The sequence below is a fragment of the Actinomyces sp. 565 genome (genome assembly GCF_010365615.1).
GTDB lineage: Bacteria > Actinomycetota > Actinomycetes > Actinomycetales > Actinomycetaceae > Actinomyces.
This window is the reverse complement of the sequence record NZ_PIZD01000071.1, coordinates 1-17,008: the sequence shown is the minus strand read 5'-3', so window position 1 is coordinate 17,008 and position 17,008 is coordinate 1. Positions and strand designations below refer to the sequence as shown.

The 17,008-nt window shown below is 69.3% G+C and carries 11 protein-coding genes; 8 read left to right on the top strand and 3 right to left on the bottom strand.

The features are described from left to right. Positions 1-72 precede the first annotated feature (72 nt). The 4 genes from GZ997_RS11635 (at position 73) to GZ997_RS11620 (ending at position 3,946) form a co-directional block, all read left to right on the top strand. A complete protein-coding gene (locus GZ997_RS11635) occupies positions 73-687 on the top strand; it encodes a hypothetical protein (RefSeq protein WP_161924086.1) in 615 nt (204 codons plus the stop codon). 271 nt (positions 688-958) lie between these two features. Continuing rightward, complete coding sequence (locus GZ997_RS11630) at positions 959-1,435, top strand: hypothetical protein (RefSeq protein WP_162680005.1); 477 nt, start codon at positions 959-961, stop codon at positions 1,433-1,435. A 6-nt stretch (positions 1,436-1,441) separates the two neighbouring features. Further along, positions 1,442-2,485, top strand: coding sequence for a hypothetical protein (locus GZ997_RS11625; RefSeq protein ID WP_162680004.1), 1,044 nt, complete (start codon positions 1,442-1,444; stop codon positions 2,483-2,485). Positions 2,486-3,088: 603 nt separating this feature from the next. After that, the gene (locus GZ997_RS11620) at positions 3,089-3,946 is read left to right on the top strand and encodes a TrmH family RNA methyltransferase (RefSeq protein ID WP_161924084.1); all 858 of its coding nucleotides are present in this window, start codon (positions 3,089-3,091) and stop codon (positions 3,944-3,946) included. A 115-nt stretch (positions 3,947-4,061) separates the two neighbouring features. On the opposite strand, the gene GZ997_RS11615 is transcribed toward GZ997_RS11620, so the two are convergent. After that, positions 4,062-5,696, bottom strand: a complete 1,635-nt coding sequence (locus GZ997_RS11615) for a DUF349 domain-containing protein (protein WP_162680003.1) — start codon at positions 5,694-5,696, stop codon at positions 4,062-4,064. Positions 5,697-5,921: 225 nt separating this feature from the next. Between GZ997_RS11615 and GZ997_RS11610 the strand changes: the two genes are divergently transcribed. The 4 genes from GZ997_RS11610 (at position 5,922) to GZ997_RS11595 (ending at position 11,916) form a co-directional block, all read left to right on the top strand. After that, complete coding sequence (locus GZ997_RS11610) at positions 5,922-6,746, top strand: MBL fold metallo-hydrolase (RefSeq protein WP_161924082.1); 825 nt, start codon at positions 5,922-5,924, stop codon at positions 6,744-6,746. A 272-nt stretch (positions 6,747-7,018) separates the two neighbouring features. Beyond that, complete coding sequence (gene hisS, locus GZ997_RS11605; RefSeq protein ID WP_162680002.1) at positions 7,019-8,443, top strand: histidine--tRNA ligase; 1,425 nt, start codon at positions 7,019-7,021, stop codon at positions 8,441-8,443. A gap of 3 nt (positions 8,444-8,446) precedes the next feature. Continuing rightward, entirely contained in the window at positions 8,447-10,216 is a 1,770-nt protein-coding gene (locus tag GZ997_RS11600) for a dynamin family protein (RefSeq protein ID WP_162680001.1), read from the top strand. Positions 10,217-10,242: 26 nt separating this feature from the next. Continuing rightward, positions 10,243-11,916, top strand: a complete 1,674-nt coding sequence (locus GZ997_RS11595) for a GTPase (RefSeq protein ID WP_162680000.1) — start codon at positions 10,243-10,245, stop codon at positions 11,914-11,916. An 8-nt stretch (positions 11,917-11,924) separates the two neighbouring features. On the opposite strand, the gene GZ997_RS11590 is transcribed toward GZ997_RS11595, so the two are convergent. Together GZ997_RS11590 and GZ997_RS11585 are read right to left on the bottom strand one after the other, a co-directional pair. Continuing rightward, positions 11,925-13,523 carry a cation:proton antiporter family protein gene (locus GZ997_RS11590; protein ID WP_162679999.1) on the bottom strand — a complete coding sequence of 533 codons (1,599 nt, stop codon included), beginning with the start codon at positions 13,521-13,523 and terminating at the stop codon, positions 11,925-11,927. Positions 13,524-13,562: 39 nt separating this feature from the next. Beyond that, on the bottom strand, positions 13,563-16,025 hold the full coding sequence (locus GZ997_RS11585) for a DEAD/DEAH box helicase (protein ID WP_162679998.1): 2,463 nt from the start codon (positions 16,023-16,025) through the stop codon (positions 13,563-13,565). Positions 16,026-17,008 lie beyond the last annotated feature (983 nt).

Genomic DNA, 17,008 nt, shown 5'->3' with positions numbered 1-17,008 from the left:
ATTCGGAGGCGTGCCGAATTGCGGATTCCAGGCAGACGTGCTTGGGCTGTTGTCGTGGCCTCATGCTTGGTCGTGACTTCGGCAGGGTGTGGGCTCATTAATGGTTCGGGTGAGCCCACACCGCCGCCGGATACGCCGCTGGCGGATGAGACTATCTGTGGTGTCTTCCCCAACCAGGACCTCCAGGAGAGCCTAGGTTTCAACACCTACTGGTACAGCTACAGCACCAGCCCCACAACGAACGTGGAAACCGGGGAGACCGGTTACAGCTACCGCTGCGATATGGACTCTGATCGCGATCCCTTCGGACTGATTGAGATCCGCTACGGCATCAGTATAAAGCTTTATACCAGCGATGGGCCGGTTATATTTGACGAGGTTCCTGCCTCGTACCCTGATACCGCCCGGGATGTGGCTTTTGAGGGTGTGGAGGGTGAGGGCTGGGTGTGGCCCGATGGTGTTGAGATCTATGTGGCCTGGCGGTACGGCGACAACCAGACACTCTTGGCACGCCTGACCTACTGGGGTCCCCGAGAGAACCTGGATGAGCAGGTGGACAGGTTCCACGCCGTTCTTGAGCCTGCCCTGGCGAGCATCCCCGAGCTGGCCTCCACAACCAGCACACGCGTGGTAGTTCCCTCCCCTACGTCTGAGGCCGAGGATGCGGCCACCAGCACCGACGACTGATTCCTGTCGCCGCGCCGAACCATAAGGAGAACCATTCAGCATGCAACCTTCAACCCGTGTATCGCGTCCCGGTCGGCATCGCCCGGCGGCTGTCCTGCTGGCACTGTTGCTGGCCTGTGCGCCTCTGGTGGCGTGCTCGTCCGCCTCAGATGACGGTCCTCTGAGTGTTCCTACCTATGATCCGGGGGCTGCGGCGTCTGCGGAGGCGTCGGAGTCCGCGGCCGCCGCGTCGGCGTCCGCGTCGGCTGCTGCTTCTGCTGAGGCGGCTGGCGTGGTGACAGCGGAGTCGCTGTCTGATCAGGAGCTGGGCTATCACATGGTCTCCATCCCCAAGGACCTCACCGAGGCCCAGATCAAGGCACTGGTCGATTATGTCGCCTACGACCAGGTCACCTGGCGCATCTGGTCCACCGGCCAAGGCATCGAAAACCTCCCCGCCGTCGCAACAGGCGACGCGCTGGTCACGATTGAGCAGGACGCTCGCGCCCTGAACGGCCTGCGCCTGCACCCGCCCCTGCGAGTGACAATCACCGAGGTTTCCGTCGCCGAAGACGGCACCTACGCAGAACTCAACTCCTGCAGTGACCGTACGCAAGTCACTGTCACCGATGCCGACGGCAACGACATCACCGGGCCCGATTACCAAGGCTACGCGGAGTACCACGTGATCATGGTCCCAGGCCCGGACGGAAACTGGCTCACCACCGCCGAAACCACAGTCTCCAACGACAAGTGCACTGCGGAGTGATGGTCGATGCGTTCCCGGACGATCCATGCCCTGCTCGCCGCCGTCCTCGCCCTGGCGTCAGCCCTCCTAATCAACGGCAACTCATACGCGCAGCAGGTGGCTATAAACCAGGGCTCTCGGGCCGGCTCGCCGTCTGCTGGTGTGTCGTCGTCTGGTGATGGTGGTGGGTCGATTGAGGCTTCGGTGACCGTGGCCTACACCTCCCCCGGTAGCACACCCGCCAGCCAGACAGTGACTTCCTCCGCCCAGGTTGTGCAGGTCCCGCCCTCATGCGGGTACAAGCCGACCTACACCGGCCCCGAGATCGCAGCGATCTACCGCCAGGAGCCCGAGAGCTTCCGCAGCGCCCCCGAAGACGCCCCGGGGTTGAAGCCTTTGTACTCTGACTGGGAGGACCACGCCGAGGACACCAGCGGCAAGTGGTGGCGCTCCTACTGTAATCCCTCGGTGTTTCCCGACTCCCAGAGCTTCGTGAAGGCACAGCACGAGTTCAATAGCAACAATCCCACAGTCATCTGGGTCGCCACCGATGACTCCCCGCCGGCCCCGCACATCGACCCCGCCACCCTGGCCACCACCGTCTGGGAAGGCGCCAGCATCCCCGCCCCCACCATCGACTACAACCCCAAGGTCGGCAGCAGGCAGGCAACCGTGGTCGGCTTCGCCACCTGGATCTGGACCACCAACAACACCCCCCGCCGAGTGCAGATCCAGGCCACCGCCGGCTCCACCAGCGTGACCGTGACCGCCGCCTCCACCAGGCTCGACCTATCAGCCCCCGACAGCGAGGTCGACTGCACCGGATTCGGCATCCCCTGGACCCAGAGCAACGACCACCTGGGCACCAACTGCATGATCATGTTCACCCGCAGCTCCGCCCACCTGCAAGACTCCGTCACCCCACTGGACGCCAGCATCTCCTACACCGCCACCTGGACCTCAACCACCGGACAAGCCGGCACCCTCAACCCCCTCACCACCACCACAACCACCACCATCCCCGTAGCCGAAATCCAAACCCTCAACACAAGACCAACCAAACAACCATGACATCACACAGGGAGGCTCGTGTGGGATGGGCCGGAGCCGGCGCCCCAGGTCGAGGGGACGGTGATGTAGGCAAAGACGGTGTCATTGCGATCAGCCGGGATTAGTCAGCCAGGTTAGGTTGCTCTTGGCGGTATGCCAGGCCGCAGGTTCGAGGTAGCGGGGCTGTCGTATCCGCGTGTTTGGCTGTGATCTCGGCGGGGTGCGGGCTAATTGATGGTGCGGGTGAGCCTGCGGTTCGCCGCGGCGGACTTGGGGACCGCGTCCCGATACCCGGCAGCGGTACCGTCTGCTACGCCACTTCGGGGTTAACAACGCCCGTTAACGGCCTGCTGAAGGGCCCGCAGGCATACAGCAGCACGTTAAGTAGCGTTGTTAACGCCCAGCCGACGCACCAGACACCTCACTCGGGCACAACCACCACCCTCAAACCGGAAGAGCCAGTAGGGGAGGTGAACGCGCAACTCAACCGTGGCGCCGATGATGACCCGGGGTCAATTCATGGTCTGGACGGTCCGGGAGGAGGATCCGGCGCAATCACGATCACGCAGCTCTGACCGGCTAGACTCGCCGCGCACCGAGTGACCCGCAAGGAGAGGACTTGAGATGGCCGGGAAGACCGCCGAGGACGGTTACGGGGACAACCCCGGAGAAAGGGCCCTCACCGACAGGTCGGCGCCGGCCGCGCAGCGGATTGCTGACCTGGCGAAGGTTGCGGGGCGTCCCAGTAAATCCGTGCTGGTGGAGGACCTGGAGCCGCTACTAAATGCTATGCGGGCAGGGCTGAGGTTCTCCGAGGTGTATGTCCTGGACTCAGTGCGCCCGCCCCGGGAGCTTGTGGCCGAGTGCGGCCGTAGGCGGGTTCCTGTCACCGTCATGGCCGCCGGCCTGGCGACTGAGCTATTCCGGTCCGACAAGCGCCCGGAGATATTCGGCGTGGCCCGCGTGCCTGCACCGGTGGAGCCCGAGCAGCTGCTTGAGGCCGACGGCGACCTGCTGATTCTTGACGGCGTGCGGATCGTTGGCAATATCGGGGCGATCGCCCGCAGTGCCTACGCCTTTGGCGCCGCCGGGATCGTGCTGGTGGGTTCCGGGCTGGCCTCCATCGCGGACCGGCGCCTGATCCGCGCCAGCCGGGGCTACGTCTTCTCGGTGCCGGTGGCGCTGATGGACTGGCCGCAGGTGCAGGCACTGATCGCCGACTTCACCCGCGCCGGCGGGCATGTGGCCGCAGTGGACGCCGGGGCGACGGGCTCGCTAGACCGGCTCTCGGCCTGGGAGGGCAGGCTCGCCCTGATCCTGGGGGCCGAGACTACCGGGCTGACGCCGCAGGCCCGGGCACTGGCGCAGGCGGCGGTGAGCATCCCGATGAACCCGGCGGTGGAGTCGCTGAACGTATCGGTCGCCGCAGGCGTGCTGCTACACCGCCGCGCCTGGCGCAACCTGGCGCCGACTGCCCAGTAGCCAGCACCGAACCGCAGCCCCCCCCCGCGATGCGCGCCGCATAGCACGACGGCGGGCCCCATCCTCACCGGGAGGAGGAGGCCCGCCGTCGTTGTGGCCGGAGGTGCCGGGCGGATCAGGCGCGGGTTGTGCGGCGTACCTGGTCGAGCCAGGCCCGCCGTGCAGTCAGTGCCGCCTCGGCCTGCGCCTGCGCCTTGGCATCACCGGACTGCCTGGCTGCGGCCAGATCGGCCTCGAGCCCAGCAATGGAGTCCTCCAGCTGGCTGGCCAGCCCCTGGGCACGAGCCTGAGTCTCCGGATCCGTGCGGCGCCACTCGGCCTGCTCCGCCCGGCGCAGAGCATCCTCGACGGCGCGCATGCGCGACTCCAGCCGACGCACCGCGTTGCGGGGCACGCGGCCCGCCTCGTCCCATGCCTCCTGGATGGGCCGCAGCGCCTTGCGGGCGGCCTTGGGGTCCTTAATCGGGAGCAGCGCCTCAGCCTTGGCGGCCAGCTCCTCCTTGACCTTCAGGTTGTCGGCGTACTCGGCGTCGGTAGCCTCGTCCTTGGCCCGGCGGGCGTCGTAGAAGACCTGCTGGGCGGCGTGGAAACGCTCCCACAGGGCGTCGTCCTCCTTGCGGGAGGCGCGGCCGGCCTTCTTCCACTCGTTCATGAGCTCGCGGTAGCGGGCCGACGTTCCGGCCCAGTCCGTGGAGTTGGACAGCTCCTCTGCGCGCTTGATCAGCGCCTCCTTGGCGGCCTTCACCTTGGCCTGCTTGGCGTCCAGTTCGCTGAAGTACTGGCGGCGGTGGCGGTCGAAGGTGGTGCGGGCGTGGCTGAACCGCTTCCACAGGGCGTCCTCTGACGAGCGGTCCAGGCGCGGGCCCCGGCGCTGCGCCTCCTTCCACTGCTCCAGCAGGGTGCGCAGCTGCGCACCGGAGGACTTCCACTGGGTGCGGGCCGGGTCCTGGGCGGCGACGGCCTCGGCACGTTCCACGATTGCGGTGCGGTCCTTCAGCGCCTGCTCCTTAGCGGCTGCGCGCTCCGCGGCGACCGCCTGGCGACGCTCCACGGCCACCGACTTCAGGGCCGCGAACCGAGCGCGCAGAGCCTCCAGGTCGCCGACGGCGGTGGGCTCCTTGAGGGACTCCTCCAGATTCTTGATGGTGGAGTCGATCTCCCGTACCGACAGGTGCGGCAACCGGGCCGCGAACAGGTCCACGTTGGAGCTCAGGTCCAGGTAGCGGCGCACGTAGTAGGCCATGGCCTCGGCGATCGGGACGCCGGGGAACTGGCCGACTTCACGCTCGGTGCCGCCGTCCTGCACGTAGACGCGGCCCTCGCCGTCCACCCGGCCCCACTTGGCAGCGTCCATGGCGGCCTCCGGGTCGATCTCCGGCTCGGCCGGTGCGGGCTGCTCGTTGGCCTGCTGGCTGTCTGCAGGCTTGTCATCGGCTGCAGGCTGTGGCTCAGCCGTCGGCGCGGCGTCGACCGACGCAGGCGAGTCCGCTTGCGAAGAGGACGCATCGTGCTGCGTCTGCTGCGGCGCCGTCTCTTCCTGAGGCTCAGTCGCGGCAGTGTCCTGCGATGACGGCTCGGCGGGCTCCGGCGCGGCGGACGACTGTACGGGCTGGGGGGCGTCGGTGGTGGTGGCCTGCTCGTCGGCAGCGGGTGCCGCAGGCGTACTTGGGGTAGCAGCCTGCCCGGCGGCGGCCGCGGGTTCCACCTCGGGTGTGGTGGACTCGGCCTGGGGCTGTGTCTGCTCGGTCATTGCGCTCCTTCACGGATCTGACGGGGTTGGGGCGGGAGGTTCCGCTCCGTTCCGTTCACGTCCGGCACACGGCCGGACGACGACACGCCGCCGGAGGGCGGCAGTTGGTGCCGAGCCTACCCGTCGGCCGGGTGACGGGGAACCGCAGTGGTTGTTCGCGAATCACCCCGTAGCGGACAATGCGGTGGCGTAAGCCACTCCTACAGTTCCGCTACGATGGCAGCCATGCTCATTGAGCGCACCCTCGCAGCCGTTTTCGGGTCCAACTGTTACGTCCTGGCCGCTGAGCCGGGAGCCCCGGCGCTGGTGGTGGATCCGGGTGCTGGAGCCGCCCGCGGCGCGATGGCGCTGATGCGCTCGAATCACCTGCGGTTGGGGGCCATCCTGCTTACCCACGGGCATGCCGACCACGTCTGGGACGCTCAGCGCCTGATCGACGCCGCAGTGACCGAGGGACGCGTGGATGCCGGGCCGGGCGGCACGGCGGACCCCACCAGCGTGCCGGTATACATTCCCCAGCCGGATCATTACCGCCTCGACGACCCCGCCGCCACTACTGGAATCACGGTTGACGGTAAGACCTTCGCGGACCTCGCCGGCAGCGCCTGGCTGCGCCCGGCGGATGTGCGTCCCTTCCCGCAGGACGGCTTTGTCCACGCGGTTGAGTTGGTTCCTGGTGTGGCCGTCCGGGCAGTGCCGGCACCCGGGCACTCGGAGGGCTCCACGCTGTTCTTCCTAAACGCCAGGCTTGGCGATAACCAGTTGCTGTTCGAGGCGGAGGCGCTGGATGATCCCGCCGACGCTGACGAACGTGACTACCTAGTGGCGCTGGACGGGGATGTGATCTTCAAGGGCAGTGTGGGCCGCACAGATCTGCCCGGCGGGGACCAGTACCAGATGTGGGCGACGCTGCGGCTGCTGGCCAGCGCCGTAGATCCCGACACAGTGCTGCTGCCCGGGCATGGTGCAGCCACCACCATGGCTCACGAGCACCATGCCAACCCCTACCTGGCCGAGGCCAAGGTGCGCGGCGGCGAGACCGGCGCGTGAGCGCCGGTCGGGGCGGGCACGGCGCAAGACACGGCGAGACCGGCGCGTGAGCGCCGGTCGGGGCGGGCACGGCGCAAGACACGGCGAGACCGGCGCGTGAGCGCCGGCACTCGCCTCTACTACGACCGTTTGCACCCTGGTGAACGCCTATATGCCGCACACCAGGGTGCAAAAGTTCGCAACAGAGGCAACGAGGCAACAGAGCATGTACGCGTGCGCCTGGCGTCGGTTGTTGCCGGCGGTGTCATGGTTCGGCAAGACGGCATGACACAATGCGGCCCATGGCTCCAGCACAGGTCCGACAGGCGCAATCGTCTCTCTCAGGCTTCCCCGAGTGGCTTCCCGCCGCCCGCATCGTCGAGCAGCAGTTCCTCGACACCCTGCGCCGTACCTTCGAACTGCACGGATTCAGCGGGATCGAGACCCGGGCCGTCGAGCCGCTGTCAGAGCTGACTCGCAAGGGTGAGACCAGTAAGGAGGTCTACCTGCTCTCACGCTTGCAGGCTGATCCCGGCGAGGCGGAGGAGACGGACCCGAGCAAGCAGCTCGGCCTCCACTTCGACCTGACCGTCCCCTTCGCCCGCTACGTGCTGGACAATGCGGGCACCCTGCACTTCCCGTTCAAGCGCTACCAGATCCAGAAGGTCTGGCGCGGCGAGCGCCCGCAGGAGGGCCGCTTCCGCGAGTTCGTCCAGGCGGATATCGACGTGGTCGGTGATGGCAGCCTGCCGCTGTTCCACGACGTGGAGATGCCACTGGTCATGCACGAGGCTCTCTCCGCACTGCCGATCCCGGCCGTCACCATCCACGTGTCCAATCGGAAGGTCGCCCAGGGCTTCTACCAGTCGGTCGGCGTCGGCGAGGAGAAGCTGGCGGAGGTGCTGCGCGTGGTCGACAAGCTAGACAAGATCGGGGCCGGCCGGGTGGCCACCGAGCTGGTTGACGGCGTCGGCATCACGGAGGAGCAGGCGGACGCGGCCCTGAGGCTGGCGCGGATCACCGGCGCTGACGCCGAGCAGCTGCGCGCAGATGTCCTGGCCGCGCTCAACGGCGCCGACCCCAGCGAGTTGCTGGTCCAGGGCTTGGACGAGCTGGCCGAGCTGCTGCGCTCCGCCGCGCACCGCCGCCCCGGCGCCATCGTCGCCGACCTCAAGATCGCCCGCGGGCTGGACTACTACACGGGCACCGTCTACGAGTCCTTCATGGCCGGCCACGAGGACCTGGGCTCGGTGTGCTCCGGCGGCCGCTACGACTCCCTGGCATCCGACGGCAAGCGCACCTTCCCCGGAGTGGGCATCTCGATCGGCGTCTCCCGCCTGCTCGCGCGCGTAATTGGCGCCGGCATGCTGGAGGTGACGCGCGCCGTGCCCACGGCCGTACTGGTCGCGGTCACCGATGAGGCGCACCGGTCTGCCTCCGACGCCGTCGCCGACCAGTTGCGTGCCCGGGGCATTGCCGCGGATGTGTCCCCGACGGCGGCGAAGTACGGCAAGCAGATCCGCTTCGCGGACAAGCGCGGTATTCCCTTCGTGTGGTTCCCGGGCGCCGACGGGGAGCTCGGCTCGGTCAAGGACATCCGCACCGGTGAGCAGGTACAGGCGGAGCCGGCCACCTGGCGGCCCGCCGATCAGGCGGACCTCGCTCCCAGGCTGCACGCAGCCGACGATGCCGCCGGCCGGGTGGGGGAGCGGAGCTGAGCCATGAGCGCTGACGCGGGAGCAGCGCAGGCGCCTGGGCGTGACGTGGACGGTGCCGGCGCCGAGACTGCCCTGCGCCGCCTCCAGGGGGACCTGGCGGCGCTGTCCCTGCCGTACGCGCTGCCGGATACAGCCGCGGCCGAGCGCACCGCCAGAATCGTGGGCGACCAGCTGGGCGACTACGTGCTGCCCCGCGTCAGCGCGATGGACGCGCCTCTGCTTGCGGTGGTCGGAGGCTCAACCGGGGCGGGCAAGTCCGTGCTCGTGTCCTCCCTCGTGCGGCGGCACGTGGCCGTCTCCTCGGCGGTTCGGCCAACAACGCGGCGCCCCCTGCTGCTGCACGCCACCGGTGACGGCGCCTGGTTCGACGGCGACCGGGTGCTTGGCTCGCTGGCGCACGTGCGCGTCACCGAGGGCTCGCCCCCGACGCCCGCGGGTGCACGCACGCCCCGGGAGGTTGAGATCCGGTCCTGCTCCGCGCTTCCGCAGGGACTGGCGCTCCTGGACGCACCTGACGTGGACTCCGTGGTCAGCGACAATCGGGAGTTGGCTGCCACGCTCCTGGCTGCCGCCGACCTATGGATCTTCGTCACCACAGCCTCCCGCTACGCCGACGCCGTCGCCTGGGCGCACCTGCATGCCGCAGCGGCCCGCGATGTGGTCACCGCGGTGGTCCTGGACCGTGTCCCCGAAGGGGCGGCTCAAGCCGTCAGCGAGGACTTGCGCCGTCGCCTGCAGGCGGCCGGGCTGTCCTCCTCGCCGGTGTTCGTAATCCCGGAGACCGCGCTGGATCCAGACGGTTTCCTGCCCGACGCGAGTGTCGCACCGCTCAGGCACTGGCTCGGCACGCTTGCGGCAGATGCCGCCGCGCGACGTCAAGTAGCCCGGCGCACCCTCACCGGAGCGCTGGCCCGCGCCCTACAGGACGCCGCCACCGTCCTGGAGGCGGTGCGGGCGCAGGAGACTGAGCGCACGCGCTTGGCGGACACAGCCGCAGCGTGCCACGCGGAGGCCCGTGACCGGATCACCGCCGCCACGCAGGACGGCTCACTGCTGCGCGGTGAGGTCCTGGCCCGGTGGCAGGAACTGATCGGCACCGGCGAGCTCCTGCGGGGACTGCAGTCGCAGGTCAGCCGCCTGCGTGACCGCGTCACCGCCGCGGTGCTGGGGCGTCCCGCACCTGCCGAGCGTGTTGAGGAGGCCATCGAGTCCTCCCTGGCCTCACTACTACTCAGCCAGGTGCAGCAGGCCCGCCTGGAGACTGAGCGGGCCTGGAGGCGTGCGGGGTCCGCCCCGTACCCGTTGTCAGCCGCACTGTCCGCGCTGCCGCCGCCGACGCAGCAGGCTCGGCGCGCCGAGCAGCTCGTGCGCGACTGGCAGGGCGACGTGCTGGACCTGGTACGCGCCGAGGGGGCGGATAAGCACCTGACCGCCCGCCTGCTGTCCCTTGGGGTCAACGGGATCGGTGTCGCGCTCATGGTCGTCGTATTCGCCCACACCGGTGGCCTTACCGGGGTGGAGGTGGGCATTGCGGGCGGCACCGCCCTGGTAGCGCAGCGCGTGCTGGAGGCGGTGTTCGGCGACCAGGCAATGCGTGACCTCGCCAGGCGCTCGCGCCTGGCCCTCGACGAGCGGGTAGCGGTCTTCCTCAACGAGCAGCAGTCAGTCTTCACGCGCGCCCTTCCAGACCCGTCTCCACCTTCCGAGCAGCTGCAGGCGCGCATGCGGGAGGCCGCCGTGGCAGTGGAGTATCTGACCGGGGGTGGAGCGTGAACCGGAGCCACCGGCGCCTGCCACCTATGCCGGACCCCATCTCGACCGCGGACACCCTGGGGGTGCTTGCCCGCCTGGTTGAGGTCGGTGAGGGCCTCGTGCCAGCAGACCTGATCGATACCGGGCGCGCCCTGGTGGAGCGGGCCGGCCAGCGCCGCCTCATCGCCCCGGGCGTCGGAGTGGTTGCGCTGCTAGGGGCAACGGGCTCAGGCAAGTCCAGCCTCTTCAACGCGATCTGTGGGGCCGAGCTGGCGCCGGTCGCGGTTACCCGGCCGACGTCGACCCAGCCGATTGCCGCGCTGCCTACCGCGCCGCCACCCGCGGTAGACAGCGCCGTCGGCAGGCTCCTGGACTGGCTCGGAGTCCACGAGCGCGTCCGGATACCCGAGACTCCCTCCTGGGGCCCGTCAGCCGTTGGGGTCGGACCAAGCACCGTCCTGTTGGACCTGCCCGATGTCGACTCCGATGTCACGCGGCATCGCGCCGTAGCCGAGCGGCTCGCCGGCCTGGTCGACGTCCTCGTGTGGGTCCTGGACCCGGAGAAGTACGCGGATGCCGTGATTCATCACGACTTCATCGAGCCGATGGCGGAGCACGCGGCCGTTTCCGTCGTCGCCTTGAACCAGGTGGACCGGCTCAGCGACCGCGACCGTGAGGCGGCGACGCAAGACCTGACCCGGCTGCTTGCCGCCGAGGGCATGGCGGGTGTGGACGTGATTCAGGTCAGTGCCCGCACCGGGCAGGGTGTACCGGAGCTGCGTGCCCGCATCCGTGCAGTGGCCGACGCCGAGGACGTGACTCACACGCGTCTGTGCGCCGACGCCAGGGCCTGGGCTGCGCTGGTGCGGGAGCGACTCCCCCGGGAGGGGGTGGGCGCGCCCGGACCTTCCGCGGATACCTCCCTTGAGGCGGTTGTGCAGGCCGCCGGCCGCGCCATTGGCGTGGAGCGTATAGCCGACGCCGTCGGAGCCTCTATGCGGCTCGGGGCAGCCCGCCGCGTCGGCTGGCTGCCTGCGCGCTGGGTGTCCCGGCTGCGCCGTGATCCGTTGCGCGCCATGCACCTGGGGGCCGACGTCCGCGGGCACCGACCTGCGCCTGACGGCCCCACGCCGGTGGTTGCGCGCACCTCATTGCCAGCGCCGGACGTGGCCGCCGACGCGGCCATGCGCGTAGCCACCGAGGCCTACGCCGCCTCGCGGACCCGCCAGCTGCCGGATGCCGCGCGGGAACAGGCCACAGCGCGCCTGCGTGAGGGCGCGAAGCAGCTCTACGATCAGCTCGACGCCGCCGTGGCCCGCACGGACCTGGAGCAGGCGGCTTCTCCGCGCTGGTGGGCGGTGGCGAATGCCGCGCAGGTGCTTACCACGCTGATGGCACTGGTCGGTGGGGCCTGGCTGGCGGTCCTGTACCTGATGGATCGCTACCTGCTGCTGCCAGTGGATCCGCCCCGCTGGGGACACGTGCCCTGGCCGACGATCCTGCTACTGGCTGGTTTGCTGGGAGGCCTGGCGCTGGCGGCGGCAGGAACAGCCCTGGCGCGCGTCGGCGCCGCCCGTCGTCGCGCGCGTGCGCGTGAACGGCTGCAGCGGGCGGTGGCCGAGGTGGTAAGCACTAGTGTGGAGACGCCCCTGGAGCAGGAGCTCGCCCGCTACGCCGAGGTGAGCGGCCTGCTGGACACTCTGTGCCCGCCGTCGCGTTGAGCCCGGGCTCAGGAGCCGTCGGCGTCCGCTGATGCGGGCGCATCGGTCCCCAGTGACTCAGCCGCACGGGCAAGCGCCTCACCGGCGCCCTCGTACAGGTTGATAACCACGTCGACGCCCGCGTCCCGCATGGTGGCGGCCTCATCGTCGTAGCGGGCGATCGCCAGGACCCGGCCGGCGAACCTTGTGCGGTCCAGCCATTCCAGCACGTGCACATTCGCACCCGGCGAGGACATGGCCAACACCACCGTGGAGACCTGCACGGCTCCCAGCCGCTCCCAGAACTGCCGGTCGGTAGCGTCGGCCTCAATGACGTTGAATCCCTGACGCGTCAGCTCCTCCACCTTGGTGGCGTCATTGTCGATACCGAGCACGCCGCTATGCCCGTCGGCGTACAGCCGGGTGTAGGTGGAGCGTCCGGCGCGCCCCATGCCGAACACGACCGTGCTGACGCCATCCAGCGGCAGGGGCTGCTCGTCCGGGTGCAGCGCAGCTACCGGCCGGTGGGGCAGGAGCGCGGACATCCACTGCACCAGTGCGACTGGCTTGTGGTTGACCGTGGCAGACACCACGAAGGACAGCGCCAGCGCCAAGGAGACCGCGGCGGGCCACTCCCGGCCCAGCAACCCGTGCTCGGAGGCCGTGCCCACCACTATCAGCGCGAACTCGCTGTATGCCGTCAGTGCCAGGCCGGTGAGCACCGAGGTGCGGCGCCGCATGCCCAGCGTACGCACCACCAGGGTGTACACGAGCGAGCGCACCGGCAGCAGGAGTAGCAGCACGCCCGCGAAGGCGAAGGACGCGGTCTCGGGGATACCGTCCAGCCCGATGGCGAGGAAGAACCCCACCAGCAGGATCTCCTTGATGGTGAACAGGGCGCCGGACAGCTCCTTCGCGGCCGGGTGCGAGGCCAGTAGCGCGCCCATGATGAGGGCGCCCAGATCACCGTCGATGCCAACCAGATCGAACAGCAGGTAGCCGGGAAGCAGCGCCATAGACATGCCGAACAGGGCACGCATCTCCCGGTGGTCAATGCGGTCGAGCACTTTCCCGAACAGTCGGGATGCCGGCCACAGCAGCACCAGGGCGGCTGCCCACGGGCTCGGCGTACGCCCTGACACGGCGGTCATGTAGGCGACTGCAGCAATGTCCTGCAGCACGAGCACACCGATAGCGATACGCCCGTACAGGGAGCCGGCATCATCGCGGTCCTCGAGTAGCTTGACAACCACCACCGTCGAGGAGAAGGACAGGGCGAAGCCGACTGCCGCCACGCCCGCGGGTGTAGCGGCGCCCAGCTGCAGGCCCGCCGCCAGCATCGCCGCCACAACCGCCGTGCCGAGGACGGTCAGCACCACCATGACGATGAGTGCCGTGCCCGCTACCTCCCTGCGGCGCAGTACGCGCAGGTCAAGCTTGAGCCCAATGGTGAACAGCAGGACCGCAACCCCGAGGTCTCCCAGCACCTCTACGAACCCCAGGTTCGGCAGCGGCGATGATCCCAGCACGAATCCGGCGGCCAAGAACCCGACCAGCGGCGGTAGCCGCAGCAAGGTGGCGGTGAATCCGAAGACCACCACGGCCAGTAGATACACGGCGGGGATCATGCCCTCTCCTCTCTGCGGCCGGGTTCCTGGCCGATACCGTCACCGCCCGTCGCGATTACCGCGGAAGCCTCCCTTGCGGCGGCCGTCCCAACCGCGGTTGTCCCAGCGCCCGCTCCTGTCATTCCTGTCGTTGCGGCGGTCATCACGGTCGTAGCGCCGCTTGAAGCCGCCGCGGTCATAACGTCCGGAACCGCGGTCATTGTTCCGTCCGCCCCGGTACCCGCCACCGGAGCGACCACCCCGCGGACCATCCCAGCCGTGCCCGGGCCCCTCGTCCACACGAATACGCAGCTCCCGGCCGGCGAAGGTGGCGTGGCGCATGTTCTCCAGCTGCTCCTGGCTCAGCGGCGTGTGGATCTCCACCAGGGAGAAGGACTGCATGATGTCGATCTTGCCGATATCCGACCCGGAGATAGAGCCCTCATTGGCCAGGGCGCCGACAATCGCCCCCGGCAGCACCCGGTCTCGGTGTCCGACCTCAATGCGGTACACGGTGCCTGAGCCGTCCTCATGACGTCGACGCCCGCCGCGACCGGCACCCGGCTTGCCGTCGATGCGGTCTCCGCGGCGCCCGCGACGGTCGTCGCGGCCGCCCTCGAAGGACGCTGACACGAAGGAGCCGTCCTCATCCAGGAGCTCCTCACGGTTGCCGCGCCGCGGCCGCTCGCCATCGCTGCGTCGGCGCGGCCCCTCGTCACCGACCGCCAGCGCCAGCAAAGTGGCGGCGAGCTCGTCGGCGTCTACCCCCAGCTCCTCGCTCTTGGCGGCTACCAGCTCGGTGTACATCTCCAGGCGCCCGCGCTCGTACCGGGCTGCGGCACGCTCAAGCAGCTTGCCGGCGCGGTGCGCCGAAACGTCGGCGGGGGAGGGGAGGGTGACCTCCTCCAGCCGGGTGCCGGTCAGGCGCTCGATCTGGCGGAGCTTGCCCTTCTCCTTCGGGGTCAGGAAGGTGACGGCCTCGCCGTGGCGACCCGCGCGGCCGGTGCGGCCGATGCGGTGCACGTAGGCCTCCGCCTCGCGGGGCACGTCAAAGTTGACAACCAGGCCGATGCGGTCCACGTCCAGGCCGCGGGCGGCAACGTCGGTGGCGACCAGTACGTCGAGGGTGCCGGCGCGCAGCCGCTCGACCAGCCGCTCGCGCTCGCGCTGAGGCACGTCGCCGGAGATCGCGGCCGCCTGAATGCCGCGGCCGGCAAGCTCGATGGCCACGTCCTCGGCGGTGGACTTGGTGCGCACGAACACCAGGGCGGCTTCAGCGTCGGTAACCGCCAGCACGCGCGCGGCCGCCCCGATCTTGTGGCGGAAGGGCACCACCGCGTAGGTCTGGTGGACGGTGTCCACGGTGGAGGCCTGACGGGCAACCTCCACACGCACCGGGTTGTCCAGGTGCTGGCGGGCGACCTCCTGAATGGCGGGCGGCATGGTGGCGGAGAACAGGGCGGTGCGGCGCTCGGCCGGAATGGTGGCGGCGATCGTCTCCACGTCCTCGGCGAATCCCATGCGCAGCATCTCGTCGGCCTCATCCAGGACGAAGTACTTCACCTCATCCAGGCTCAGAGCGCCCTTCTCGATCAGGTCGATGATGCGTCCGGGGGTGCCCACGACCACCTGGGCGCCGTCCCTGAGCGCCCCGATCTGCGGCCCGTAGGGGGCGCCGCCGTATACGGCGACGACGTCGAGTCCGCGTGAGCGGGACGCCATGTCGGTGATGGCCTCGGCGCTCTGCAGCGCCAACTCACGAGTCGGCGCCAGCACCAGGGCCTGCACCGCGCCGTCGCGGGCGTCGACGGCGTCCAGCAGCGGCAGTCCGAAGGCAGCGGTCTTGCCTGTTCCCGTCTGGGCGATGCCCACGACGTCGCGTCCGGACAGCAGTACGGGGATGGCCTCACGCTGAATCGGGGTCGGAACCTCGAAGCCCATGTCCTTTACCGCCTTCAGCAGGTCGGCCGGAAGCCCAAGAGCATCGAAGGTTACCTCTGCGGGAGCCTCCGCGGAGGCCTCCGTATCCTCCTGATCCTCCCGCGTCTGTGCCGCGTCGTCATCTTCCTCGACGTCCGCGTCTTCGGCGCCGGCCCCGTCCTCCGGGGCATCACCGGCGGCGAGGTCGTCATACTCGTCCTGCCCGGGGTCCGAGTCGGTCTCGGGGTACTCGGGGTCGTTCTCCGGAAGGTTCAGGTCGACGTCGTCCTCCTCGTGCTCGTCCTCGAGGCCCTCCGGATCCTCAGGGGAGTCGGAGGACGCCGGAGTGTCAAAGGAATCCGCCGACGGGGGCGAAACGAAGGCGGGGCCGGAGTCGGCATCGGCAGGAGCGGCGACGGTGTCCGCATGCTCGTCCGAGGCAGCGCCCTCCGGGCTCGCCGGGCTCGGTGCGGCGGAGACGTCAGAGGGTGATGTGCTTACAGGCGCGCCGCCGATCTGCGCGCTGAACAGGTCGTCGATGCCCAGGGGGGCCTCATCGGGGGTGCCGAAGGGCGCAGAGGGCCCAGTCGGGGTAGATGTCATCTTTGCTTTCCCGTATCTGGTTCCGCTGTGTGGAACCGGTCGCGGAGTGTGGGGGAGACCGGGCGGCCTCCGCTCTTGCCGCGCCGCACCCACCACAGCTGCCCGGCTTTCCGCCGCGTAGTACACGGCTGAATTCGCGGGCTTCACGTACATACTCACGGGATCACGCTCGGCGCCGCTGACTTGAGGCGGCAGAACGAGCCGTGAACGGGGTTCACAGCACGGATCACTCCTGGTACCAGCTTAGGGTTAGCGCGCCGCGGCGGGCGGGCCAATTGCGCTTGCGCGCAACAACTCACACGTGAGTCCGGTCTCTTCGGACCTGCGAATTGGGCTCTTTAGGTTTGCGGGTGCGCATTGAGGGCCGGGCCGCGGTGTGGTGGTCGCGCTCGGTTCGGCGGGGTCGCGCGCGGGGCGGCAGGGTCGGCCGTGTGGGCGGCGCGGAGGGGGCGTTGGAGTTGTTGAGGCCATGCGGCTGCTGGAGCGGGGCGGTGGCGGTTGGTGGCGCCGGCCAGCGACCGGTTCCGGCGCTTCCGGCGGTGCCTGTGATTCTGCTACCGCGCCCCGGGCGCCGCAGGCAAAGACGTGCCCATGCGCGCGCACGTCACAGCCGGCGAGTGCCACGCCCACGGCGCCGTGCGGGCTACGCCGGTGTCAGCCAGCTACAGGCAACCACGTATGGACCACGCCCACGGCGCCGTGCGCGCCACGCACCGCTGCGAGGGGCCGCGAACCGGGCCCGCTCACCCGTGCGCCCCCGGGGGTGACCCCAACTCATGTATTCCCGGGCGGCGTCTGGTGGACTCGCTCGCGCACCCCGGGGGTGACACATCGGCGCTTCCCGCGCGGCGGCACAGCCCCAGCGTGACGGCGCGGTCCCCTTACGACGCTTCGGCACTTCGCATGACGGTTCGTACCTGTAGGTGCCTGTGCTGTCTCCACACTTCTGGGACGGTTGAGTCTCATGACTTCTGGGACGGTTG

Coding starts and splice junctions, on each gene's coding strand:
- GZ997_RS11625 (WP_162680004.1), top strand. CDS start 1,442: ATGCGTTCCCGGACGATCCATGCCCTGCTCGCCGCCGTCCTCGCCCTG.
- GZ997_RS11620 (WP_161924084.1), top strand. CDS start 3,089: ATGGCCGGGAAGACCGCCGAGGACGGTTACGGGGACAACCCCGGAGAA.
- GZ997_RS11615 (WP_162680003.1), bottom strand. CDS start 5,696: ATGACCGAGCAGACACAGCCCCAGGCCGAGTCCACCACACCCGAGGTG.
- GZ997_RS11610 (WP_161924082.1), top strand. CDS start 5,922: ATGCTCATTGAGCGCACCCTCGCAGCCGTTTTCGGGTCCAACTGTTAC.
- hisS (WP_162680002.1), top strand. CDS start 7,019: ATGCGGCCCATGGCTCCAGCACAGGTCCGACAGGCGCAATCGTCTCTC.
- GZ997_RS11600 (WP_162680001.1), top strand. CDS start 8,447: ATGAGCGCTGACGCGGGAGCAGCGCAGGCGCCTGGGCGTGACGTGGAC.
- GZ997_RS11595 (WP_162680000.1), top strand. CDS start 10,243: ATGCCGGACCCCATCTCGACCGCGGACACCCTGGGGGTGCTTGCCCGC.
- GZ997_RS11590 (WP_162679999.1), bottom strand. CDS start 13,523: ATGATCCCCGCCGTGTATCTACTGGCCGTGGTGGTCTTCGGATTCACC.
- GZ997_RS11585 (WP_162679998.1), bottom strand. CDS start 16,025: ATGACATCTACCCCGACTGGGCCCTCTGCGCCCTTCGGCACCCCCGAT.